We start from the raw sequence: 22615 nt of genomic DNA on the forward strand, positions 1-22615 counted from the left end.
CACGAATAGGGCAAGATGTCTGCCAAGCGTCGCAATCCCCGTCCGCTCGACCTGCCTCGACTCGAGGAAATGGCGCTCGCCTATGTCGCGCGATTCGCCACAACGCAAGCCAAACTGCGTGCCTATCTGGTGCGCAAGGTGCGTGAACGCGGCTGGGAAGGTGAGGACGCGCCGCCGCTCGACGCGCTCGTGGAGCGGTATGCGCAAGCGGGTTACGTCGATGACGAGACCTGGGCCCGCATGAAGGCGGGCAGTCTGCTGCGGCGCGGTTACGGGGCACGCCGGGTGCGCGAAGCGCTCAACCAGGCTGGTGTGGACGAGGATGTGCGCGAGGACATGGCGCCGGGCGAGGCGCAGCAGCGCGAGGCGGCGCTGGCCCTTGCGCGTAGACGCCGCCTGGGGCCGTTCTCGCGTCAGGACGAAATCGACCGCCCCACGCGCGAAAAGCACATTGCCGCGCTGCTGCGGGCCGGGCACGGGCTCGAGGTGGCGCGCCGCATCATCGAAGCGCGCGATGAGCGTGCGGCAGAGGAATGGGTCGCCGAAGCGTTCGACGAGTGAAGAGAGCTCATCGCCTTCCGCGCCGAGCATAAGAAAAGCCGGCGCGTGCAAGGGACAACACGGCGCCGGCTTCTTCAGGCCCTTGCGGGCTTGCCGATTATCTCATCGTAAAGGGTCAGCGGCACTTGGGCTTGCTGGTGCTGCGGTCGACTTCGCGGCCAAGCAGTGCGCCCGCGGCCGCGCCGACCACGGTGCCCATGGTGCGGTCGCCCCTTGTATCAACGGCACGGCCTGCAAGGGCACCTGCGACGCCACCGATCAGCAGGCCGGTCGTGCCGTTGGACTTCTTGCAGCGGTAGCGGCCGCGGTCATCCTTCCAGTAGCGGATGCCATTGTCGGTGCGGTGGTAGCGGTGGTGGTCGCGCGCGGCCACTTCGGTCGTGGTGGCGACGAGCGTTGCGGGGGCGGCGACAGCCGTCATGGCGGCGGCGAGAATGAGGTTACGCATCAGCGTTCTCCTGTGAAAATTTGCGATCCGTTCGGGAAAGAAACTCGCTGATAAGCCAAGTGATCCCCAACCTCAGATGAACGAAACGCCGCGCCCGCGAAGGCGCGCCGGGATGTGCCCTTCATGCGGTGAAGTGTGCATATGTGCGCTTTGTGCACGGGCACTTTCGCGATTGGGGGCGTCAAAGCCGGGGCAAATGCACGCTAGGCGCTTGGCATCCACGCAAAAGAGGTCTAACGCGCGGCTCATGGGAATCCTGTCCAAGATCTTCACCTGGTGGGACGGCGCCACCATCGGCACCTCGCTCTGGTCCTCGCGTAATGGCGAGCACGTGGGCACTGACGCGCAAGGTAACAAGTATTACCGTGCGAAGAAGGCCAAGACCACCGAGGGATACGAGCGGCGCTGGGTGATCTACGCCGGTGCGAACGACGCAAGCCGCGTGCCCTCGGAATGGCATGGCTGGCTGCACCACTCCTACGACGACGTGCCGGAAAGCCATCTGCCGCCCGCGCGCATCTGGGAAGCGGACTACACCCCCAACGCAACCGGCACCGTGGCCGCCTACCGTCCGCAGGGCGCGCTTGAGCGTGGTGGCCGCCGCGCCGCTGCGACCGGCGACTACGAGGCATGGTCCCCGGACGCCTGAGCGTTTCAGGCCTTATGGTTTCGCTCTATCGCCGCGTCTGCGGCTTCCTGCCCCCGGTATTGCTGAGCGGCGCACTGGCCGCCTGCGGCGGTGCGCCCGAACCGGCGCCCGCCGAAACCGAAGTGCCCGAGGCTATCGCGGGCATGCAGGCCGGCCCTGCGCAGGCCGCGCAAGGGCAGGAACTGGGCACGCCCAACAAGGACAGGGTGGCCACGCTCGGCATCCTCAACAAGCGTAACAACCTTACCCAGGACATCACGATGAAGCCGGGCGAATCCAAGCGCCTGGGCAATCTCGTGGTGAAGCTGTCGACCTGTGAGAAGTCGCTCCCCTGGGAGCGACCGCAGGAAGAGGGCGCCTTCGTCCAGGTTTTCGTCGAAGAGCGGGCCAGCGTCGAGGAAAAGCCGGCCTGGCACAAGGTCTTCTCGGGATGGCTCTTCAAGAACTCGCCGGCGCTCAACGTTGTCGAGCACCCGGTCTATGACGTCTGGGTCAAGAACTGCGCGATGAATTTCCCGGGTGAAGAGGGCGGTTCCGCTTCGCCTGCATCGTCCAGCAGCGCGGCAAACGCATCCGGAAGCGATAACGCTGCGGACTGATCCGGCGTTTCCGGCTCGTCCTGAGCGTCATTCAACAAGGTCAGGTACCGCGCTTGCGGGATCTCCTCCGCGCCGAGCGAGGCGAGGTGCGAGGTGATGAACTGGCAGTCGAGCAACTGTGCCCCGCCCCGGCGCAGTGCCGCGACGAGCCAGCACAGGGCGACCTTGGATGAATCGCGCGTGCGCGAGAACATGCTCTCCCCGCAGAAGACCCGATCGAAGCCGACCCCGTAGAGCCCGCCGACAAGTGCGCGTTCGCCCGTTTGCGCGTCGTGCTGCCAGCACTCGACCGAATGGGCGAGGCCCAGAGTATGCAGCATCTCGTAACTGCGCTGGATGCGGTGGCTGATCCAGCTTTCGCCGGTCTCGTCGCCGTCCTCCTCAAACTCGGATGGGCGGACGGCACGCGGCGCAGCGCAGGCGTCCATGACCTGCGAGAAGGCGGCATTGCAGGTCACCTCGAAGCGGCCGCGCTTCAACGTGCGGGCGAGCGAGTGCGAGACGTGGAGGCGTTCGAGCGGCAGAATCGCGCGCATGCGTGGCTCGATCCAGAAGACCTCGGGGTCCTCGCGGCTGTCGGCCATCGGAAAGATCCCGCTGCGATAGGCCAGCATCAGGATATCGGGCTCGATGATGTCATCTGACTTGGGTGCGTGCACGCCACCCAGACTAGCAAATCGGCGCTGGGGGCAAATACCTTTTTCAGCCCTCTACGGGTACTTTCGGAGGAAGAATTTGCGGCAAGGCCAATTAGGTCCTTGTCATCTGTCTCTGCACGCTCTAGAGGGCCTGTCACCCGCAGGAGTGTAGCTCAGTTGGTAGAGCATCGGTCTCCAAAACCGAGGGCCGCGGGTTCGAATCCTGCCACTCCTGCCATTTTCCTCACATCGTCGAAAACGTCACCCCGCCCGGGGGCAGTACGGGGCTGCGCCGCGTGCGCGCCCTTGCCAATCGCGCGCGCTGAATTATGGGAACCCGACCGCAAAATTCGGGGCGAGGGTGGGACAGTGTCCTGCCAACGCAGCGTGGAGTGAGGCCAGCATTCGCATATGACGGACAAGTCGCAGATGGACGTTTCGCCCGAGCCGGAGCCGGTGATGCTCGCGTCCGACGCGGGGGATGCACCTGTATCCGTGCAGGAAGGCGCGCCCCGCGCCCGCTATGACCTCGTCTTCTGGATCGGGATCGCGCTGGCTCTCTTTGCCGCGATGCCCGCTCTCGTCGCCTGGGCACCGCAGATGACCGACTACCCCTCGCACCTGGCGGGGTACAAGATCATGCTCGAGCACGGGAGCAATCCCTTCCTGACCTGGTATTTCCTGTTCCACTGGGAGTGGACCGGCAACCTGGGTGTCGAATTGCTGATGGTGCCGCTGGCGCCGCTCTTCGGGGTGGAACTGGCCGGGCGCATCCTTGTCGCGGCCATCCCTGCGCTGACGGGGCTGGGCATTGTCGCGGTGTCCTGGGTGCTGCGGCGCCGAGTCGGCATCGGTCCGATCCTGGCCATGGTGACGATCTGGTCGCCCTCGCTGCTGATGGGCTTTCTCAACTATTCGCTTTCGCTGGCCCTGGCGCTGTTCACCTTCGCCCTCTGGGTGAAGATGGAAGGCTCGGCGTGGCGACGGGTCGTGATGATCCCGCTGGGCTTCGTGGTCTGGCTCAGCCACGTGTCGGGTTGGGGGATCCTGGGCGTGCTGGTCTTCGGCTACGAGTGGACCCGGCGCGAGAGCTGGCGGGACTGGCGCCCGTTCCTCGCGCCCTGGCCGCTGATCTTTCCGCTCCTGCCGATGCTGGCGGGGATGGGGGCCAACTCCAAGGTGTCCTATGGGCGCTGGGGCGTGCTCGAATACAAGTGGGGCATCCTCTACAAGGCGCTGCGCAGCTACGATTATGTCTTCGACATAGCGACCCTCGTCGCGGTCCTGCTGGTGGCCTTGGCGGCCCTGGTGGTGAAGCGGATCGACGGACGCCTGGGGTGGGCGGCGCTTATCATGTTCGGCCTCACCATGGCCGTGCCGCGCCAGATCTTCGGCGGCGATTATGCCGATTATCGCCTGAGCACCGCGGCGCTCATGATCCTCCTGATGGCGGTCGACTTCCGCGCGAAGGCGCCGGTCTGGTTCCTGGCGGCCTGCTCGCTGCTCTTCGTCGCGCGCACCGGGCTGACGTCGGTGGTCTGGTACCGCGATGCGCAGACCGCGCGCAGCCTGATCAAGGCGCTCGACTACGTGCCCGAGGGCGCGAGAGTTGCTACAGCCGTGGCTATCCCGCGCAGCCAGTGGTTCTTCGGTCCCTTCGAGCATTTCGGCAGCTATGCCGTCGTGCGGCGCAGCGCGATGGAGAATTCGAACTTCGCGCTGCCCGACGTGCACATGCTCTCCATGCGCGAGGAGGGCTACAACTTCGCCGATCCTTCGCACCGCATTCTCTACTCGTCCTACCAGCGCATCGACCTGAGGAAGTTCCGTCCGGCCAACCATGCCGACTACCTGTGGTATATCGGAAATTCGCAGCCCGTCGCGCTGCCCGATGGCGCGCATATCGTCTACGAGACCGAGAATTCGTTCCTGGCGCGCCTGCCCGATGCCGTGGACCTTGCAAATCCGGCGAACGGAAGCTAAGTCAACATCTCTTCCGACATGAGGATCCTTTACCGCCCCTCCCGGCCTTGGCCGGGACGGCGATGAGCCCTAGCCGGAAGACACGGAACCTATCTTCATTTGCGTTCGCGCAAACCAGGCAAGAGACACGAGAGCGTTACGGACATGGCCAAGATCAATCCCGGCGAATTCATGCGCCAGGTTCAGGCAGAAACGCGCAAGATCCACTGGCCTTCGCGCCAGGAAACGGTGACGACCGCGATTTTCGTTGGCATCATGACGGTGCTGCTTGCGACGTTCTTCCTGGGCGTGGACGCGCTTTTCGGCTGGGTCGTCAGCTCGCTGCTGTCGCTCCTGTGATCGCTTAGAACCTGTAGACCCAAAAGAGAGAATCATGGCCCGCTGGTACATCATCCACGCCTATTCCGGCTTCGAGAACAAGGTGAAGGAAGCCATCATCGCCGAGGCCGAACGCATGGGCCTCTCGCAGCTTGTCGAGGACATCCAGGTCCCGTCCGAGACGGTGACCGAGGTCAAGCGCGGCAAGAAGGTCCAGGTCGAGCGCAAGACCATGCCGGGCTACGTGCTCGCCAAGCTGGGCCTGAACGACGATGTCTACCACCTCGTCAAGAACACGCCCAAGGTTTCGGGCTTCCTGGGCGTCAACGGCAAGCCGCAGGCGATCAGTGAAACCGAGGCCTCGCGCTACTTCGGCGCCGCCGAAGCCGCCGCTGCCGAGCCGCGCAAGCAGGTCAGCGTCGATTACGAGATCGGCGATTCGGTCAAGGTGCTGGAAGGCCCCTTCGCGAGCTTCAACGGCATCGTCGAGGAACTCGATTTCGACAAGAGCCGCGTCAAGGTCTCGGTCTCGATCTTTGGCCGCGCGACGCCGGTCGAACTCGACTTCGAGCACGTCGAGCTCAGCAAGTAACTTGCGCATTTCCCATGCCGCACCGCGCGGCGGGGAAAGCAAGGAGAGGGGCGCTGCACGGCGCCCCTTTTCATTTGGTGCGTTGTGGTGTAACGGCGCGCCCTTCGGACCGGCTTTTTGCCGGTGCGATTCCCGGCGGGAGAGGGCGAAGGTCCCTGCAGGCGCAGATGCCTCCTCCCTCGTCACACCGCTAAACATGAGGGCTCCCGGTGTGGGGCCCGACAGTGTGAAAGGAGGCCATCGTGGCCAAGAAAATTGAAGGTTACATCAAGCTGCAGGTGCCCGCGGGCGCAGCAAACCCCTCGCCGCCGATCGGTCCGGCGCTGGGTCAGCGCGGCGTGAACATCATGGAATTCTGCAAGGCGTTCAATGCCGCCACGCAGGAGATGGAAAAGGGCATGCCGATCCCGACCATCATCACCGTGTACGCCGACCGCAGCTTCACGTTCGTCACCAAGACGCCGCCCGCCACCTTCCTCATCAAGAAGGCTGCCAACCTCAAGTCCGGCTCGAAGGAGCCCGGCAAGGTTTCGGCCGGAAAGATCGCGCGTTCGAAGCTGACCGAGATCGCCGAAGTCAAGATGAAGGATCTCAACGCCAACGATCTCGACGCGGCAACCCGCATCATCGAAGGCTCGGCCCGCGCGATGGGTCTCGAAGTGACGGAGGGCTGATCTGATGGCCAAGATTACCAAGAAGCAGAAGTCGCTGACCGAAAAGCTGGGCGACAACATGAAGCTCTACGCCGTTGGCGAAGCGCTCCAGACCCTGCGTGACCTCAAGACCACCAAGTTCGACGAGACCATCGAAGTCGCGATGAATCTGGGCGTCGATCCGCGTCACGCCGACCAGATGGTTCGTGGCATGGTTTCGCTCCCGGCCGGCACCGGCAAGACCGTCAAGGTCGCCGTGTTCGCCAAGGGCGACAAGGCGGACGAAGCTCTCGCCGCTGGCGCCGACAAGGTTGGTGCGGAAGACCTCATGGAAGACATGCAGGCCGGCAACCTCGACTACGACCGCGTCATTGCCACCCCGGACATGATGGGCGTCGTCGGCCGTCTCGGTAAGCTGCTGGGTCCCAAGGGCCTCATGCCGAACCCGAAGCTGGGCACCGTCACCCCGAACGTGACGCAGGCCGTGAAGGACGCCAAGGGCGGCCAGATCGAGTTCCGCGTCGAGAAGCAGGGCATCATCCACGCCGGCATCGGCAAGATGTCGTTCTCGGATGAAGACATCCAGAAGAACTTCACCGCGTTCGTCGATGCGATCGTCAAGGCGAAGCCTCGGGCGCCAAGGGCAAGTACGTCCAGAAGATCGCGCTGTCCTCGTCGATGGGCCCCGGCCTCAAGATCGACACCGCGCAGGTCCAGGGCGCCTGAGCGCACCACTTGCACAAGATCGTGTGAGCCTTTTGATTGAGGCTCCCGCGATCTGAACATGAAAACGGCCGGCAAGGATTGTCCTTGTCGGCCGTTTTCGCATGTGCGGTTCAGGGGATGGCCTCGTCATCGTGCAGCACAGGCGGTGAGAGCGGGTCGGGCAAGGTCTCGCTCCACTCGAAGTGGGAGGCGTTCTCGCGTTCGATGGGCGCTTCGCGTCCGGCCCGGGGCTGGAGGAGGCGGTCAATCGGCTCCATCACGATGCGCACCGGATGGCCCGCGTAACGCGCGATGCCGGGGACGCGTGTGTCCGGATCGTAAGGCGCGTGGTCGGTCAGTGTGGTGATCGAGAGGATCCCGGTGTCGCGCAAGAGCGCGGCCTGGCGCAGGTAGATTTCCGCTTCGGTCTGGGCAGCGGCCGTGCGCGCGTTGAGCAGATCGTTGGTGACCTGAAGCACATCGCGCAAGGTGCGGATGCCCGCGGTCTCCTGGCGCGAGACGCCGTCCACGGCGCGTTCGCCCGCCTGCACGGCCGCGCGGTAGCGTGGAAGTGAAGCCTCGGCGGCCTGAAGGCGGCTCCAGTTGGCGGCGAGTGTCTCGCGCATGGTTCGGCGGGCTTCCTCCACGAATTGCTGGTCGGCCAGGTTCGCCGTGATCGCCTGGCGTAGGGCAGAGGATTGTAGTCCGCCGGAATAGAGCTGGAGCGTCAGTCGTACGCCCGCGCTCACCGCCTCTTCCCGCACGGTGTTCTGGTAGGGGGAGAGGGGGGAGCGCGAGAGGGCGGAGAAGGCGCTGACCTGGGGGCGCATCTGGGCCCGGGCGGCGCGCACCTGCGCCCGCGAGGCTTCGGCTGTCAGCGTGGCGGCGGCCAGGTTCGGGTTGTACCTTTCTGCGGTCACGTAAAGCGTTTCCAGCGTAGAGAGGGCGGGCAGCGGCGGAGGGGGCGCCAGGTCCTGCGGATAGTGTCCGACAAGATGGCGGTAACGCGCCGCACTTGCATCCACCGTTGCGCGCGCTTCGATGACGCGCCCGGCAGCAAGTTCGAGTCGGTTGGCGGTCTGCTCCAGATCGGGCCGGGTGGAGTCGCGCAGGGCGTAGCGCGCGGCGATGACATCGTTCTGGCCACGCAGCAGTTCGTAGTTTTCGACCGCAATGGCATAGAGTTGGGTGTCACGGCGCACGCCGACATAGGCGGATACGACGTCGAGCAGGAGTTGCTGGGTCTGCCCGCGCAACGCCTCACGTGCGGACAGGCGGGTCGCTTCGGCCGCGTCTATTCCTGCGGCCAGGCGCCCGGATGTGAAGAGCGGTTGGTTCAGCGATAGCTCCACACTGGATGCAAATCCCTGGTCCTCGGCGGGCAGTGCGGTGCCACGGGTGCGCGCTGCCGTGAAGGTGTGCTGCGCGGAGAGGCTGAGGTTGGGGCCATAGGCCGCGCGTGCCTGCACCACGAGTTCATCGCTGGCCGCGACAAGATCGCGGTTCCCCTGCAATTGCGGATTCCTACGTAGGCCGAGGCAAGCGCTTCGGCGAGCGTTTCGGCACGGCTCTGGGGCGCGGTCAGCGGGAGCCAGACGGCCAGCAGGCATGGCAGCGAAAGGGCGGGTACGCGGCGCAAGGGCAAGCGAAGGAGCAAGGCAGATCCCCTTTGTCGGACGGCTGGGAATTCGAGCGGGCCCCTATTCAATCCGGAACAGAGGTGTTCGCGGTGTCGGTGTACGTTGCGGGCTGTTCTAATGCAGCGCGAGATAGTTCCAGACAGGACGCAACTATGAATCGACTGGATTGGGGCAGCCCTGTTGGGGGCGGAAAACGCCACGTGCGTGCGGAATACTTGGGCGGAGGTCGGCCATGCTGAATCCGTTCGGACGCCTTTCGCAGGACCTGCGTGACGCTCTCAGGGGACTTGGCCGCGTGGCTCCGGTCGTGCTGGTCATCAGCAGTGTCTACAATGTCCTGCTGCTTTCGGGCTCGTTCTTCATGCTGCTGGTCTACGACGATGTCCTGCCCAGTCGCTCGCTTCCCTCGCTGTTCAGCCTGCTGGCGCTCGTGCTCCTCGCCTACGTATTCCAGGCCGTGCTCGATGTCGTGCGCGGGCGGATCATGGTTCATGTCGGATCGCGCTTCCTGGAGGAGACCAGCGGGCGCGTGCTCGACATTCTCGCCCGCTTCGAGCTTTCCCGTGGCAGCCTGCCCAACGGGACCCAGGTGGTTCGCGATGCCGATACCGTGCGCGGGTTCCTGTCGGGGCCGGGCCCCCTCGCGCTTGTCGATCTGCCCTGGATCCTCGTCTACCTGGGGGTCCTCAGCGTATTCCACTGGAGCCTGGGTCTGCTTGCGCTGGTGGGGGTGGGCGTGCTGGTCGCGCTGATGGTGGCCAACAACCGCTCCACCGGCCCGCTTGCGCTCGAGACGATGAAGGCTGGCGCGCGGCGCGCGTCGCTGGCCGAGGCCACCTTGCGCAACGCCGAGACGCTGAAGGCTCTGGGAATGGCGCCATCTCGCCGGGACGAGTGGACCGAGACCGAGGCGGCGTACCTGCGCGCGAACGAAGCCTTCTCCGCGCGCGCCAGCACGCTCTCGGGGGCGACCAAGGCGTTCCGCATGTTCCTCCAGTCCGCCACCCTGGCACTCGGCGCCTATCTGGTGATCGAGGGGCAGGCGACGGGGGGGATCATCATCGCCAGCTCGATCTTGTCCTCGCGGGCACTGGCTCCGGTGGAGCAGGTGATTGCCCATTGGAAATCGATGGTGGCCTGTGGCCAGGCGCTGGGGCGCATGCGCGAGCTGATGGAAGCTGTCCCCGCGCACGCCGAACCGCTGGGGCTTGAGCCCCCGCGCGAGGCTTTGCGCGTACAGGGGCTGACCGCGGGACCTCCGGGGCTCAAGCGGGTTACCCTTGCCGAGGTGCGCTTCTCTCTCAAGGCCGGGGATGCGCTGGCCGTGGTCGGGCGCAGCGGCTCGGGAAAGACCACGCTGGCGCGTGTGCTGTGCGGGGGCTGGAGCCCGCTGCGCGGTGCGGTGCGGCTCGACGGGGCGACGCTGGATCAATGGTCGGCACCGCAGATCGCACAGTTCATGGGCTACGTGCCCCAGAAGATCGAGCTGTTCGAGGGCACGATTGCCCAGAATATCGCGCGTTTTCGTCCCGATGCGGACCGGGACAAGATTCTGGCGGCGGCCCGCGCGGCGGACTGCCACGAACTGATCGTGCGCCTCGAAGGGGGCTATGACGGACGAATCGGCCCGGGCGGAGGAGGTCTCTCGGCCGGGCAGCAGCAGCGCATCGCGCTGGCCCGCGCGCTCTACGGCGATCCGTTCCTCGTGGTCATGGACGAGCCCAACAGCAATCTCGACCACGAAGGTGAGGCCGCGCTGGCCCATGCCATCGCGGCGCTGCGCGCGCGCGGCGGCATTGCGATCGTCATCGCGCACCGTCCCGCCATCGTTTCGCAGGTGAGCCACATCATGGTGATGAACGGCGGACGTGTCGAACGCTTTGAAACGCGGGCGGAGTTCGAGGCACGCATGCGCCCGGGCAAAGAGGCTCCGAGAGGGGCGACGACCAGCAGGACCGCAGGAGCCAATGCCCCGGACGGCGAGGCCGCGCAGGCGCTGCGCACGGTGCGCATGGAAGAGGAGCTCGACCAGTGAACGTCCATTCTTCCATGCTTGATCCGGTTCCGCTGCACGGCAACGAACCTCTCGCGCGTGCGCCCGAGGCAAGAGGGGAGCGCCGCCTGGCGCGCCTCTCCCGCCTCGGATTGGGGACGGTCGGCGCGCTGGTGGTGGGCGGACTTGGGCTCGTGGCCTTGCTCCCCATGGCGGGCGCGGTCATCGCGCCGGGCACGGTGACCGTGGAAACCCACGTGAAAGAGATTTCGCACCCCTATGGGGGCGTGGCCGCCGCAATCCTGGTCGAGGATGGCGATGCGGTGCGCAAGGGGCAGCCTCTGGTTCGGCTGGATGACAGTGTGACGGGGGCTTTCGCCACGTACGCGGGATTGGAGCTCGATCAGTTGGTCGCGCGTGCGGCTCGTTTGCGGGCGATCCAGGTGGGCGCACGGAGCATCGATTTTCCCGAGGAACTGCGGGCACGTGCAAGCGAACCGGGGGTGGCGCGGGCGATGGAGGATGAACGGCTCAGCTTCGAGCTGGAGCGACGTGCCCGCGCGGACCAGTTGGGGCAGTTGCGCGCGCGGGTGGTCCAGACCCGCGCGGATGCCGACGGCTATCGCAGCCAGTTGGGCGCGCTGGGGGAGCAGGAGCAATTGATCCGGCAGGAACTGGACCAGATGCGCGCGCTCTACGCGGATCGGCTGACCACGCTCGACCGCCTCAACGCGCTGGAGCGCTCGGCGGTCGGCGTGCGTTCCGAGCGTGAAGGAGCAGGCGCTGGTCTGGTGCAGGCCCGCGCGCGGGTCGGCGAACTGCGGGTGCAGATGGCGGGCCTCTCCAGTCGTGCGCGCAGCGAGGCGGCGCTGGAGTTAGCCCAAGTCGAGGCGGCTATCGCGCAGCGCCGACGTGAAACGGCCGAGGCCCGCGACCGCGCCGAGCGAACGGTGATCCGCGCCCCGCAGGATGGGCTTGTCGACAAGCTCGCCGTACGAACCCTGGGAAGTGTGGTCCCGGCGGGCGAACCCCTGATGGAGATCGTCCCCGAGGCCGATCGTCTGGTTGTGCGCGCGCAGGTGCGGCCCATGGATATCGATCAGGTCGTGTCGGGCGGTGTGGCCCATGTTCGCTTCTCGGCGCTCAATATGCGCACGACACCCGAACTTGAGGGCAAGGTGACGCATATCGCCGCCGACAGTTCCCTGGATCGAGTGACCGGGGCCATGTACTATCCGGTCACTATCACCATTTCGGATGCAGAGTTCGATAAGCTCGATAAGGCCCGTATTTCGGTGGGTATGCCCGTCGAAGTCTTCGTGCAGACCGAAGAGCGCACGATCCTGCACTACATTATTAGGCCGCTTTCGGATCAACTCCGGCGGGCGCTGCGCGAGTAGGTGCGATACCTCAAGGACATTCTTCTTAGGTTGAAACCGAAAGGTCGATGGCCATGACGGCATGTCCCGCCAGCAGCGAACGGATCGAGGGAACACGACGCCCCGGTGCATCGGCAGTGGTTGGCGCCGCCGTCTCGGGGCGCTGGAGCTGGTGGATTGGAGGCGCGAGCCTTGCGATGGGGGGCGTCGCGATGCCTGCCGGCTTGCAAGCGCAGAGCCTGGGGGCGGGATGGGCGCTTGATGGCACGCCGTCGCTGGACCGGCCCGGGGTTGCTGGCAACCGTATCGAGCCCGGGTTCGAGGCGACGCCCCTGCATGTGGGCTCGTTCCAGCTTGAGCCCAGGATCTCGGCCATTGGGGGATACGATGGCAATGTCTTCAATGAACCCGACGCGCGCCGTGACGCGGCATTGGTCGTGGCTCCTCGCCTCGATGTCGCGCTCGACGATCCCCGGCATCGCGTGAATGTGGTGCTGTCCGGCCGCTTGCGCCGCTTTGCTCGGACCGGGACGGAAAACAGCGACGCGTACGGCGCACGTGGCAACGCCCAGTTTGCGCTGGGCCCCGATATGCAGTTCACCGTGACACTCGAAGCTGCCCGGCAGATCGAACCGCGCAGTTCTTCCGGGGCCGCGATCAGTGCGCGGGAGCCGGTGAGCTACCAGCGCCTTGGCGGGGAAGCGGCCCTGCAGTTCGACCTTGGCCGCTTGCGGGTGTCCGGTGGGGCGGGGGTTCGCCGTGTGTCTTACAACGATCTGGATCTGCGGGATGGGAATACCCGCGACCAGTCCTTCCGCGATACGCGGGCATTGTCGGCCGATCTGCGCATTGCGTACGACCTTTCGGGATTTCTCTCCGCGTTTGTCGAGGCGCGGGGGGATACGCGCCATTCGTTCCGCGCTGCGCCCGACCAGGCCCGCGATTCGCGTGGCGGGGCCATCACCGCAGGAATCAAGGGAGAAATCGCGCCGCTGGTTTCGGTGGAGGCCTCCGCAGGCTACCAGGTGCGCGACTACGACAACCCCGATTTTCGCGATTTCCAGGGAGTTGGCTTCGCGCTCGAGGGGGAGTGGTACGCGACCCCCTTGCTGACCTTGCAAGTGCGCGGGGAGCGTCGGTTTCGGAACAGCGGCAACCGGGATGTGGCCGGCATCCTGGCGGATACGTTCACCGCAACCGTGTTCTACGATCCAACGCGGCGCCTTCGCTTGTCGCTCGCAGGGGAAGTCGCTCGGGACAACTACCGCGACGTCTCCACGCGGGCGTGGCGTGTGCGCACCGATGTCCAGATTCAGTATCGCCTCAACCGGCACGTCGCGCTCGCCGGGCAGGTCTACTGGCGCAACCAGCATGTGTCTGGTGCGCCGCTCGTCAACGCTTTCACCGCATTCGGGGCGGGCTTGGGCCTGACCATCACCCCATGACCGCACGGAACACACCAGCCAGGGAGCCTGTCGCTTGAACCTGCCCGCCCTTTACGAGCCGCAAGGCCGACCGCCGCAGCTTCTCGCCCGGGATACCGGGACCTACCGTGAGGAGGATGGCGAGGACGCCATCTCGGTACGCTTTCTTTTCGCTATGCTCATGCGGCGCCGGGAAGTCGTGGTCCTCACCCTGGCCCTGTGCGTCTTGCTGGCTCTTGTCTTTACCTCGGCCCAGTCCCGCATCTACTCGGCGAGCGCGGACGTCGTGATGATTACCGGCGATACCCAGATTGCACCCGAAGACGAAGGGGAGGCTCGGGAAGGGCCGACCCGAGCCGAGGACGTGGAAACACAAATTCAGCTGATCCGCTCGCGCGATATGGCCGGCCAGGTCCTCGAGACGACGGGATTGGAGGAGGACCCGACCTTCCGAGCCGATGTGCTCGAACCGCGCTCGATGCTGGACAATCTTCTTGGCTCCGTAGGGCTGTCGGACAGGCAAGGCGGGAGCCAGGAGATCGACGCGGGGACCCTACGGGAGCGGGCGGTTACCTATCTGATCAAGCGCATCCATGTCGTCCGGGTGGGCAATTCCTTCAACTTGCGCATTGAATTTTCCGACGTCGACGCGGCGCGCACGGCACAGGTCGTCAATACTTATGCGCGGCTCTACACGCTCGATGACCTGCAGGAACGGGCACGCGGTAGTGCAGAAGCGGCGAAAACCCTGCGCGAGAAGGTCGCGGAACTGAGCGAAACGGCGAATGCCGCCTTTGCCAAGGTTCAGGCCTATCGCGTGGCCAATGGCCTGATCTCGTCTTCGGCAACCGGGCTGACGGAGCAGGAAATTTCCACCTACAACCAGCAGGTGGCCAGCGCGCGGGCCGAGGCCGCGCGCGATGCAGCCGCCCTGCAGAGCGCGCGTTCGCAGATGGCCGCCGGCGGAGCGGGCAATGTCGGCTCTGCCGCGTCCTCCCCGGTGGTCGCGTCGCTGCGCGCCCAGCGTGCGCAGCTGGTGACGCGTGAACGCGACCTTTCGCAGCGCTACTTCGATGAAAACCCCGAACTGGTCACGGTGCGTCGCCAGATCTCGGATCTCGACACGCAGATTGCAGCCGAAGTCAATCGCTCGCTGCAGGCCCTGTCCACGCAGGCTCGCGCTTCCGCGCAGCGCCTTTCGTCGCTGCTCGCCAGCCGCAATGGCACGCGTGCGCAGCTTGGGGCGGACAACACCGCGCTGGTGGCTCTGGCTGGTCTCGAGAAGGAGGCCGATGCGGCCCAGTCGCTCTATCGCAGCTATCTGGAACAGCTCAACAAGGTGGTTGCGGGCAGTGGTACCGAACGCCCGGCCGCGCGCCTCATCTCGGCGGCCAACGTGCCTGGACTGCCCGTGTCGCCCAACCTTGCGCTCAATCTGGCGCTGGGCGCTGTGGTGGGCATCTTCGCGGGTGCACTGCTGGCGATCGTCTCGGAGATTTCCTACCGCGGTTTCACCACCATGGAGGATGTCGAGAAGCGCCTGGGCGTGCCAGGCCTTGGCGCGATCCCGGCCTTTGCAACCGTCCAGCCGCACAGCGCCTCGCCGCTGGAGACCGTGCGCGACTTCCCGGACGGCGCCTTCTCCGAGGCCTTGCGCAACGTGATCGTCTCGGTGCGCTATCTGACCGGGGGATCGGGCCGTGTCATTGCTCTTGCATCATCCGTGCCGGGCGAAGGCAAGTCCACGCTTTCGGCGTGCCTGGGGCGCTCGTTGGCGACGGCGGGAGAGAAGGTGGTCGTGGTCGATTGTGACGTGATCCGCATGCAGCTGAGCCGCATGTTCGCTTTCGATAATGGACAGCCTGGTCTGATGGAGGCGCTGGCCGCAGAAGACAGTCCGATCCCGTGCTACGAAGAACCGGAATCGGAAATGCGGATCGTTCCGATCACCCGTGCCTTCGCAAAGGGGGAGCGACTGACCGAACGGGGGCGCTTTGCCCGGATGGTCGCGCGGCTGCGCGAGGACTATGACGTGGTCCTGCTCGACTGCCCACCGGTTCTGCCGATCGCCGAGACGCGGGATATCATCGCCTGTGCCGATGCGACCTTGCTGGTGGTGGGGTGGCGCAAGACCACCGACCGGGTTGTCAGAGCCGCAATGCGGCTGCTGCCCGCGCGGGCGCGCAAGAATCTGGGCGTTGTTCTCAACAAGGTCGATATGGAAAAGCAGGTGCGCTTCGGAGGGGACGATGCGGCCAGCTTTTATACGCAGTATGCGGGGTATTACCGGTGAGCGGCGCGCAGCCCGCTTTTTCGGGGCGCGTGGCCCTCGTCCATTACTGGCTGGTGGGCATGCGGGGCGGCGAACGAGTGCTGGAGCGGCTCCTGCGTCTCTTTCCGCAGGCCGATATCTTCACCCACGTCTACGATCCGGCGCGCATGTCCGGGGCCTTGCGTGGCGCGCGCGTGCAGGAAAGCTTCGTCGGGCGGCTGCCGGGCGCGCGCAAGCACTACCAGAAGTACCTGCCGCTCATGCCGATGGCGCTCGAGGAACTGGATCTGCGTGCCTACGATCTTGTCATCAGTAGCGAATCTGGCCCGGCCAAGGGCGTCATCACGCGCAATGACGCGCTGCATCTTTGCTACTGCCACTCGCCTATGCGGTACCTTTGGGATCACTACCAGGACTACAAGTCGGCTGCGGGGCGGCTCAGTCGGGCGCTCATGCCCGCGATGTTCCACCGCCTGCGCCAATGGGATGTCAGTTCCGCGCAGCGCGTCGACACGATCCTCGCCAACAGCCGCTTCATCGCCCGCCGCGTGGGCAAGGTCTGGGGGCGCGAGGCCGAGGTCGTGCATCCCCCGGTCAGCGTATCGGAATTCGCGCCATCCTCGCAGGTCGGCAACCGCTACCTCTGGGTCAGCCAGATGACCCCCTACAAGCGCGCCGATGTCGCTCTGGAGGCCTTCAACCGCATGGGCGTGCCCGCGCTCATGGTGGGTGATGGGGAAATGGTGCGCGAGATCGAGCGGCGCGCCGGTCCCAATGTGGAGGTGCGCAGGCGCCTCAGCTTTTCGGAACTGAAAGAAGCCTACGCGACCTGCCGCGCGCTGGTCTTTACGCCGGAAGAGGACTTCGGGATCGTTCCGGTGGAAGCCAATGCCAGCGGCAGGCCGGTGATCGCCTTTGGGCAAGGCGGGGTCACGGATTCGATCGTGAACGGAAAGACCGGGCTGTTCTTCCCCGAGCAGAGCGTCGAGGCGCTGTGCGAGGCCATCAGCCGGTTCGAGCGGTGGGAGGGGGAGTTCGATCCGGCCGCAGCCGTTGCGAACGCACAGCGCTTCGCACCCGAGGTGTTCGATGCGGGCATCCTGTCCGCGCTGGAAAAGCTACGCGCGCGCGGGCCGATGTCTGCGCCGGCGATGACATGAGAGGAAGGGGACGGATCATGCAGTTTCGTTTGGGGATGGCGCTGGGCCTTCTGGCGCTTTCAGGATGTGGTGCGCAGGTCAGCCGGGAACTTCCGAGCGTGGGTGTGGTGGAATACCGCCTGTCCCCGGGCGATCAGCTGCACCTTGAAGTCTTCCGCGAGGAAACCCTCAGCGGGGACTACATGGTGAACGATGCGGGCGCGATCACGCTGCCCATGGCAGGGGACTTTCCGGTTACGGGCAAGACCGTGGCACAGGCGCGCGCCGAACTGGAGGCCCTGCTCGCAGGGGGATACGTCCGCGATGCCAGGGTCAATCTCACGATGGCCGAATACCGCCCGGTCTTCATCCTGGGCGAGGTGGCCCGGCCCGGTGAATATGGCTACGCGCAGCGCATGTCCGTTCATGCCCTGGTCGCGAAGGCGGGCGGCTTTACCTACCGTGCCAACGAAAAGGTGGTCTACATCCGGCACGCGCTGGAAGGGGAGGAAACGGCCTACGCGCTGACCAGCGCGGCGGCGGTCATGCCGGGAGACACGGTGCGCATCGGTGCGCGCTACTTCTGAGATGCACAGGCTGGACACCTGCCTGAAGTCGGCGCAGGATTTCTTTCCGGGAGGAGGACGCGGCGTGGGAGTGAGGCCCGAGCGAGTGGTCGTTCTGCACGATTTCAGCGAAGTGCTGGGTGGGGCATCCCACCTGGTCCAGGTGCTGATTGGGCAATTGCGGGCGCGGGGCATTCCGGTCACCTTCATCGCCGGGGATACGGGCACCCACTTCACGCGTGAGGATGTCGCCTTCGTGCCGTTGGGCGGAAAGGATTTGCTGGCGCGTTCCCGGCCCGGTGCGTTGGCGCTGGGGCTTCACAATCCGGTTACGCTGCGCAGCGTGCGGGAATGGATCGCGATGTACGACACGCCCGGCACGATCTACCATCTGCACGGCTGGTCCAAGGTCCTCTCGCCCTCCGTTTTTGCAGCCCTGAAGCCGGTCGCGCGGCGTCTTGTCCTGCACGCGCACGACTATTTCAATGCGTGCCCCAACGGAGGCTTCTTCGATTACCGGGAGGAGAGAGACTGCGAGTTGAAGCCCCTGTCGCGGGTGTGTCTCGTGCGTCGCTGCGACAAGAATTCTCAGGCGCAGAAGCTCTGGCGTGTCGGGCGTGAGGCGCTGCGCAGACACTGGCTGGATGGCGTATCGAACGCAGCCCGTATGCTGCTGATCCATCCCGGCCAAGCGCGGCTGTTCCAACAGGGGGATGGCCCGAAGACAGGCTTCATGCCGTTCGCAATCCGGTGACCCCGCCCTGCCAGGCGCGCGTGCGCGCCGAGGCCAACCGCGGAGTTCTCTTCCTCGGACGGATTTCGCGTGAGAAGGGCGCGGATCTTGCGGCTCTGGCTGCGAAGGAGGCGGGCGTGCCGATCACGTTCGTGGGCGAAGGGGCCGAAGAGGGCGCATTGCGGGCGCTTCATCCAGGCGCCCGCTTCCTCGGGCGGCTCGACCGCGACGGCGTAGCACAGGCCATGGCCGAGGCGCGCGTGGCGGTCATGCCCAGCCGGTGGTCCGAGCCGTTCGGTCTCGTCGCGCTGGAGGCGATCGGCTCGGGCCTGCCCGTCATCGCCAGTGCGCGGGCGCTGGTGGGACCGGAGATCGCGGAGGCCGGGTTCGGGCTCGCGCTCGATACGGCGGATATCACCAGTTCGCTGCAGGCATCGCGAAACTGCATGCGGACGATGCGCTTGTACGGCAGTTCTCCGAAGCCGGCCGAGCCCACTACCGCGACCTGTGCCACGGCCCGGAAAGCTGGGCGGAGGCTGTATTGGACCATTACGGACAGGTCTTGCGCCAATCGTGGGACCTGGGAGCCGCCACACCAGGTTGAGCCTGGGCGAAGGCAGGCGCGTGCAGAGCCAGACGGAGGATCCCAGGGCCATCGCCCTCGGGCTCCCCGAATTGTCGAGCTTACCTCAGGCAAGCCGACTTGGTGGAAAGAGGTGAGGTAGCCGAGGTGGGGCGAGGCTTTGTCGGGCTTTGCCCTTTCCCGGCTCTCCTCGCTCAGAACCGCGCGGTTACGCCCAGCCACAGGCGGGCCGGATCGATGACGTAACCCGAGGTGTCATAGTCGAGGCGTTTGTCAAAGAGGTTCTGGATACCGCCGTGCAGGCTGAACTCGGGCGAAATGCGGTAGGTGCCGCCGATATCGACCGTGGTGTAGGAGGCCGCAAAGACGTTCGTGCCGCTGATCTGCGCTTCGGTGACCGCTTCCTTGCCGCGGTAGATGGCGCGGGCGTAGGCGCTCAGGCGCTCGTCCGGGCGCCAGTTGAGCGAGGCGGAGGCCTGCTGTTTGGGCGTGTCGTTGAGCGCGCGGCCCGCGTTGTCGCCGGTGAGTTGCTCGGAATCGGTGAGGGTGCCGCTGGTGGTCAGGCGCAGTGTCGGCGTCAGGCGCAGGTTAAGCGTGACCTCGATGCCGCGCACACGGGCCTCGTCGATGTTGACGTAAGTCGTCGGAGGACGGCCGATCGAGCTCAGCGGCTCATCGATACACCAGGCGGAGGCCTGCGAGCAGGTGATGCGCGTGATGCGGTCGTGGAATTTCGTGTCGTAGGCCGTGACACTGGCTTCGAGCGGGCCGCTGTCGAACATGGCGACGGCCTCGAAGGTGCGCGAGGTCTCGGCTTGCAGGTCGGGGTTGCCGTAGATTGTTCCGCCGCGGCTGTTCTGGCCCCAGTCGACGAGGGTCTGGCGCAGGTTCGGCGCACGGAAGCCCTGCGAGTAGCCCCCCTTGAAGGTGATCTCGGGCGTGGCGTTCCACACCGCGTAGAGGCGCGGGGTCCAGTGGGTGCCGTACTGCTGGTCATCGTCGAGGCGCAGGCCGCCGGTGAGGTGGAGGCTGCCCGAGATTTCCAGCTCATTCTCGGCAAAAAGCGCCCAGTTGGTGCGCGAGGCGCCGGTGCGGCTGGAACCGGAGAGGCCATTGCTGGTGAGGTCGGTCATGTCCTCGTTGCGGTAGAACCCGCCCAGCGTCAGGTTGTTGGACGGCAGCGGGATCGCCCAGATCGACTGCGCGACGGTGTTGCGGATGCGCTTCTGGCCCTCGACGTGCTTGGCGTCCTCGTACTGGACGTAGGTGTCGTCGCTCGCAAAGCCCCAGTCGCCGTGATGGCTGACCGAACCGACGTAGCGGCGCTGGGTCATGGCGTAGATCGTGCCATCCGGGTCCTCGGTGCCGCGGTTGGCCTCGACCGACTTGCCCACCGTGGACAGGGTCTGCTGGCTGTAATAGCCTCCCTCGACAAGGAAGCGGTGGTCGGGGCCGGCCTCGAAGCCGATCTTGCCGGCAAGACTCTCGTCGCGGCGCTCCGGGGTGCCGCCGATCACGCTGTCTTCGGAGCGGCGGTTGAGCGAACCCTGGACCTGGAGCCCGACGCCCTTGGTGAGAGGGCCCGAGAGGTAGAAGTTGGCGTCGCCGAAGTTGCCGAACGTGTCGGAGAGCTGCATCGTGCCGTTGGCGCGCAGGCTGCCCGACCAGGTGTCCGCAATGGCGCGGGTAATGACGTTGACGACGCCGCCCATCGCGTCCGAGCCATAAAGCGAGGACATGGGCCCGCGCACGACTTCGATGCGCTCGATCGATTCCAGCGGGGGCAGGAGGCCACCTTCGGAGATCGAGCCGCCGTTGGTGCGCGATTCGCGCGCGCTCAGGCGCTTCCCGTCGACGAGGATCAGCGTGTACTGCGGCGACATGCCCCGGATCGAGATGTCGCGGCTATTGCCTTCGCCCGTGGTTACCGTGACGCCGGGCACTTCGAGCAGCGCGTCGGTGACTTCGCGGTAGGGAAGGCGGTCGATGTCGTCGCGCGTGATGACACTGATCGAGGCCGGGGCGTCCTTCACCTCCTGCGCGCGTGTCGAGGCGGTGACGACGATCTGGCCCGGATCGCTGATGTCGGCCGCATCCTCGGCCAGTGCCGGACTTGCGACAAGGCTCGTTGCAATCCCACACATCGCAGCGCTGAGGCGCAGGGCACTGATCGGCTTCTTCACGTTCGGTATCACCATATCTGATATTGCGAATTGTTCGCGTGTTGCGCACTTGCACTACTGCGACGCACTCGCAACGATCAAATGCGAATAGGTTCTATTCAGGTGTGGATAGCGCAAGGGGGCTGAGGGCGACGGTGGTGCGGGGCGATGAGGTGATCCTCAAGGCATCTAGGTTCAGGGTGGGGGAATGGTTTCCCGCCGTGCCGAAGACGCTGACAATCAAAAGTGGTGGTCCGAGGGCCATCGCCCTCGGGCTGCCCATACCGAGGTCCTCACCTCTCGTGCGCCACCTTGGTTCAAAGGAGTGAGTTGGCCCAGTGCGGGGTCAAGGGGTGATGCCCCCTTGAATTGTAATTTCTTCTTCCGCTTATTTCTCTGTTCGTACCCGCTGCTCAATCGTTGGGGGCGGCTCCGCGTTGGCGGTGAGCAGCTGTTCGCGTAGCCAGATCGAGCCCGGATCGTTGCGGCTGCGCTCATGCCACAAGAGCCAGTAGGGGAAGGGGCCAAGGCCCTCCGGGGCGCCGAGAATGGCGAGTTCGTCGCGGCGGGGGCAGGCATGCACAAGGCGTGAAGGGACGACCGTCACGAGGTCTCCGGCGAGCAGAAGGTCGGGGGCGAGAGCGAAATAGGGCACGCTCAGCATGACCTTGCGGTGGCGCACTGCTTCGCCCAGCGCGGTCGAGACACGGTCGAGTTCCGCATCGCTGACAGTGAGGCCAAGGTGCGGATGGGCGAGGAAGTCACTCAGCGGCATCGGCCCCTCACCATGGCGCGCGAGCGGGTGGTCCTTGCGGGTCACGCAGACGAAGTGGTCGGTGAACAGGAGCTCGCGGTGGACCTGTTCGGGATCGTGATCGAGTCCTGAAACGGCAAGGTCGATCTCGCCATGCGCGAGCTGGCGGTGGGAGGCATGGCCGAGCGGCTGCAGGTCAAGCGCGAGCGAGGGCGCCGAGGCACGCAGGTGCGCCATGGCGGGCAGGCAGGCCGATTGCACCCCGAAGTCGGTGGTCGCGATGCGGAAGCGCCGTTCGAGCCGGGCCGGATCGAAGTCGGCCTCGTCGAGAAGGCTGGTCGTGGCGGCGACCCAGTCGGTCAGGCGGTCGACAAGTTCCTCGCCGCGCCAGGTTCGGGCCATCTGGTTGCCCGAGCGCACCAGCAGCGGGTCCTTGAGCACCTCGCGCAGGCGGGCGAGGGCCCGGCTGACACTGGGCTGGCTCATCCCCAGCATGAGCGCGGTCGTGCTGACGCTGCGGGTCTTGAGCAGGTAGGCCAGCACCAGGAGCTGGTTCGGCGGAAGGTGGGGTGAGAGCATGATCCTGCTAATGCAAGTCATTCCCATAGCAGTGCAAGGGCACTCTGCCGGAATTTACAGGCTGGAAATGGTTGGGAAATGGCTGCGCCATGCGGGCGGGGCGGCTCGCCGGAATCCAGAGCGTGCGTGTGCTCCTTCACCGCGTGGCAGGGGAGAGGGGCGGGAGTGGCGAATCAGGGCACCTCAACGAAAAGCCCCCGCCGCGCAGCAGGTGCGGGCGGGGGCTTTCAAAGCTGTCCGGCGCC

19 protein-coding genes, 1 tRNA gene and 2 pseudogenes are annotated in these 22615 nt (G+C 65.7%); 17 read left to right on the forward strand and 5 right to left on the reverse strand.

The window, feature by feature from the left end; translation table 11 throughout:
* The first annotated feature begins 15 nt into the window (after positions 1-15).
* Positions 16-561 (forward strand): regulatory protein RecX, encoded by a 546-nt coding sequence (locus MBENS4_RS14250; protein WP_039392573.1) that lies wholly within the window; start codon positions 16-18, stop codon positions 559-561.
* 115 nt (positions 562-676) lie between these two features.
* Here MBENS4_RS14250 and MBENS4_RS14255 read toward each other — a convergent pair whose 3' ends face one another.
* A complete protein-coding gene (locus tag MBENS4_RS14255) occupies positions 677-1009 on the reverse strand; it encodes a glycine zipper 2TM domain-containing protein (RefSeq protein ID WP_039392574.1) in 333 nt (110 codons plus the stop codon).
* A 247-nt stretch (positions 1010-1256) separates the two neighbouring features.
* On the opposite strand from MBENS4_RS14255, the gene MBENS4_RS14260 reads away from it, so the two are divergent.
* Both MBENS4_RS14260 and MBENS4_RS26720 read left to right on the forward strand, forming a co-directional pair.
* Positions 1257-1658, forward strand: coding sequence for an NADH:ubiquinone oxidoreductase subunit NDUFA12 (locus tag MBENS4_RS14260; protein ID WP_039392575.1), 402 nt, complete (start codon positions 1257-1259; stop codon positions 1656-1658).
* A gap of 260 nt (positions 1659-1918) precedes the next feature.
* A pseudogene (locus MBENS4_RS26720) lies at positions 1919-2101 on the forward strand (DUF2155 domain-containing protein); the annotation flags it as partial.
* Positions 2102-2136: 35 nt separating this feature from the next.
* On the opposite strand, the gene aat reads toward MBENS4_RS26720, so the two are convergent.
* Complete coding sequence (gene aat, locus MBENS4_RS14270) at positions 2137-2916, reverse strand: leucyl/phenylalanyl-tRNA--protein transferase (RefSeq protein ID WP_445321516.1); 780 nt, start codon at positions 2914-2916, stop codon at positions 2137-2139.
* A gap of 141 nt (positions 2917-3057) precedes the next feature.
* On the opposite strand from aat, the gene MBENS4_RS14275 reads away from it, so the two are divergent.
* The 6 genes and pseudogenes from MBENS4_RS14275 (at position 3058) to rplA (ending at position 7167) form a co-directional block, all read left to right on the forward strand.
* Positions 3058-3133: transfer RNA gene (locus MBENS4_RS14275), tRNA-Trp, on the forward strand.
* A gap of 173 nt (positions 3134-3306) precedes the next feature.
* Positions 3307-4878 carry a hypothetical protein gene (locus tag MBENS4_RS14280; RefSeq protein ID WP_242404953.1) on the forward strand — a complete coding sequence of 524 codons (1572 nt, stop codon included), beginning with the start codon at positions 3307-3309 and terminating at the stop codon, positions 4876-4878.
* Positions 4879-5022: 144 nt separating this feature from the next.
* Positions 5023-5217: a preprotein translocase subunit SecE gene (gene secE, locus MBENS4_RS14285; RefSeq protein WP_039392576.1), complete on the forward strand. Its 195-nt coding sequence runs from the start codon at positions 5023-5025 to the stop codon at positions 5215-5217.
* A 34-nt stretch (positions 5218-5251) separates the two neighbouring features.
* Positions 5252-5788 (forward strand): transcription termination/antitermination protein NusG, encoded by a 537-nt coding sequence (gene nusG / locus MBENS4_RS14290; RefSeq protein WP_039392578.1) that lies wholly within the window; start codon positions 5252-5254, stop codon positions 5786-5788.
* A gap of 242 nt (positions 5789-6030) precedes the next feature.
* The gene (gene rplK / locus MBENS4_RS14295; RefSeq protein ID WP_039392579.1) at positions 6031-6462 is read left to right on the forward strand and encodes a 50S ribosomal protein L11; all 432 of its coding nucleotides are present in this window, start codon (positions 6031-6033) and stop codon (positions 6460-6462) included.
* A 4-nt stretch (positions 6463-6466) separates the two neighbouring features.
* Positions 6467-7167, forward strand: a pseudogene (rplA, locus tag MBENS4_RS14300) (50S ribosomal protein L1).
* A 110-nt stretch (positions 7168-7277) separates the two neighbouring features.
* Here the strand turns inward: rplA and MBENS4_RS14305 are convergent.
* Positions 7278-8660: a TolC family protein gene (locus MBENS4_RS14305; RefSeq protein ID WP_052322397.1), complete on the reverse strand. Its 1383-nt coding sequence runs from the start codon at positions 8658-8660 to the stop codon at positions 7278-7280.
* A gap of 358 nt (positions 8661-9018) precedes the next feature.
* Between MBENS4_RS14305 and MBENS4_RS14310 the strand changes: the two genes are divergently transcribed.
* The 8 genes from MBENS4_RS14310 (at position 9019) to MBENS4_RS26730 (ending at position 19017) form a co-directional block, all read left to right on the forward strand.
* Positions 9019-10821, forward strand: a complete 1803-nt coding sequence (locus tag MBENS4_RS14310; protein WP_084592161.1) for a type I secretion system permease/ATPase — start codon at positions 9019-9021, stop codon at positions 10819-10821.
* On the forward strand, positions 10818-12179 hold the full coding sequence (locus MBENS4_RS14315) for an HlyD family type I secretion periplasmic adaptor subunit (RefSeq protein ID WP_242404954.1): 1362 nt from the start codon (positions 10818-10820) through the stop codon (positions 12177-12179). Before MBENS4_RS14310 ends, MBENS4_RS14315 begins: the two co-directional genes overlap by 4 nt.
* Positions 12180-12226: 47 nt before the next feature.
* Positions 12227-13603 carry an outer membrane beta-barrel protein gene (locus MBENS4_RS14320; protein ID WP_084592162.1) on the forward strand — a complete coding sequence of 459 codons (1377 nt, stop codon included), beginning with the start codon at positions 12227-12229 and terminating at the stop codon, positions 13601-13603.
* Positions 13604-13637: 34 nt separating this feature from the next.
* Positions 13638-15875 carry a GumC family protein gene (locus MBENS4_RS14325; RefSeq protein WP_084592163.1) on the forward strand — a complete coding sequence of 746 codons (2238 nt, stop codon included), beginning with the start codon at positions 13638-13640 and terminating at the stop codon, positions 15873-15875.
* A gap of 59 nt (positions 15876-15934) precedes the next feature.
* Positions 15935-17014 carry a glycosyltransferase gene (locus MBENS4_RS14330; RefSeq protein WP_052322622.1) on the forward strand — a complete coding sequence of 360 codons (1080 nt, stop codon included), beginning with the start codon at positions 15935-15937 and terminating at the stop codon, positions 17012-17014.
* Between the two features lie 17 nt (positions 17015-17031).
* Complete coding sequence (locus MBENS4_RS14335; protein WP_039392584.1) at positions 17032-17580, forward strand: polysaccharide biosynthesis/export family protein; 549 nt, start codon at positions 17032-17034, stop codon at positions 17578-17580.
* An 85-nt stretch (positions 17581-17665) separates the two neighbouring features.
* A complete protein-coding gene (locus MBENS4_RS26725; RefSeq protein ID WP_242404955.1) occupies positions 17666-18313 on the forward strand; it encodes a hypothetical protein in 648 nt (215 codons plus the stop codon).
* Positions 18314-18333: 20 nt separating this feature from the next.
* Complete coding sequence (locus tag MBENS4_RS26730) at positions 18334-19017, forward strand: glycosyltransferase (RefSeq protein WP_052322400.1); 684 nt, start codon at positions 18334-18336, stop codon at positions 19015-19017.
* A 52-nt stretch (positions 19018-19069) separates the two neighbouring features.
* On the opposite strand, the gene MBENS4_RS14345 is transcribed toward MBENS4_RS26730, so the two are convergent.
* Together MBENS4_RS14345 and MBENS4_RS14350 are read right to left on the reverse strand one after the other, a co-directional pair.
* A complete protein-coding gene (locus MBENS4_RS14345; RefSeq protein ID WP_242404956.1) occupies positions 19070-21058 on the reverse strand; it encodes a TonB-dependent receptor domain-containing protein in 1989 nt (662 codons plus the stop codon).
* A 367-nt stretch (positions 21059-21425) separates the two neighbouring features.
* The gene (locus MBENS4_RS14350; RefSeq protein ID WP_052322402.1) at positions 21426-22370 is read right to left on the reverse strand and encodes a LysR family transcriptional regulator; all 945 of its coding nucleotides are present in this window, start codon (positions 22368-22370) and stop codon (positions 21426-21428) included.
* Positions 22371-22615: the final 245 nt, after the last annotated feature.

The sequence above is a fragment of the Novosphingobium sp. MBES04 genome (genome assembly GCF_000813185.1).
Classification (GTDB): Bacteria; Pseudomonadota; Alphaproteobacteria; order Sphingomonadales; family Sphingomonadaceae; genus Novosphingobium; species Novosphingobium decolorationis.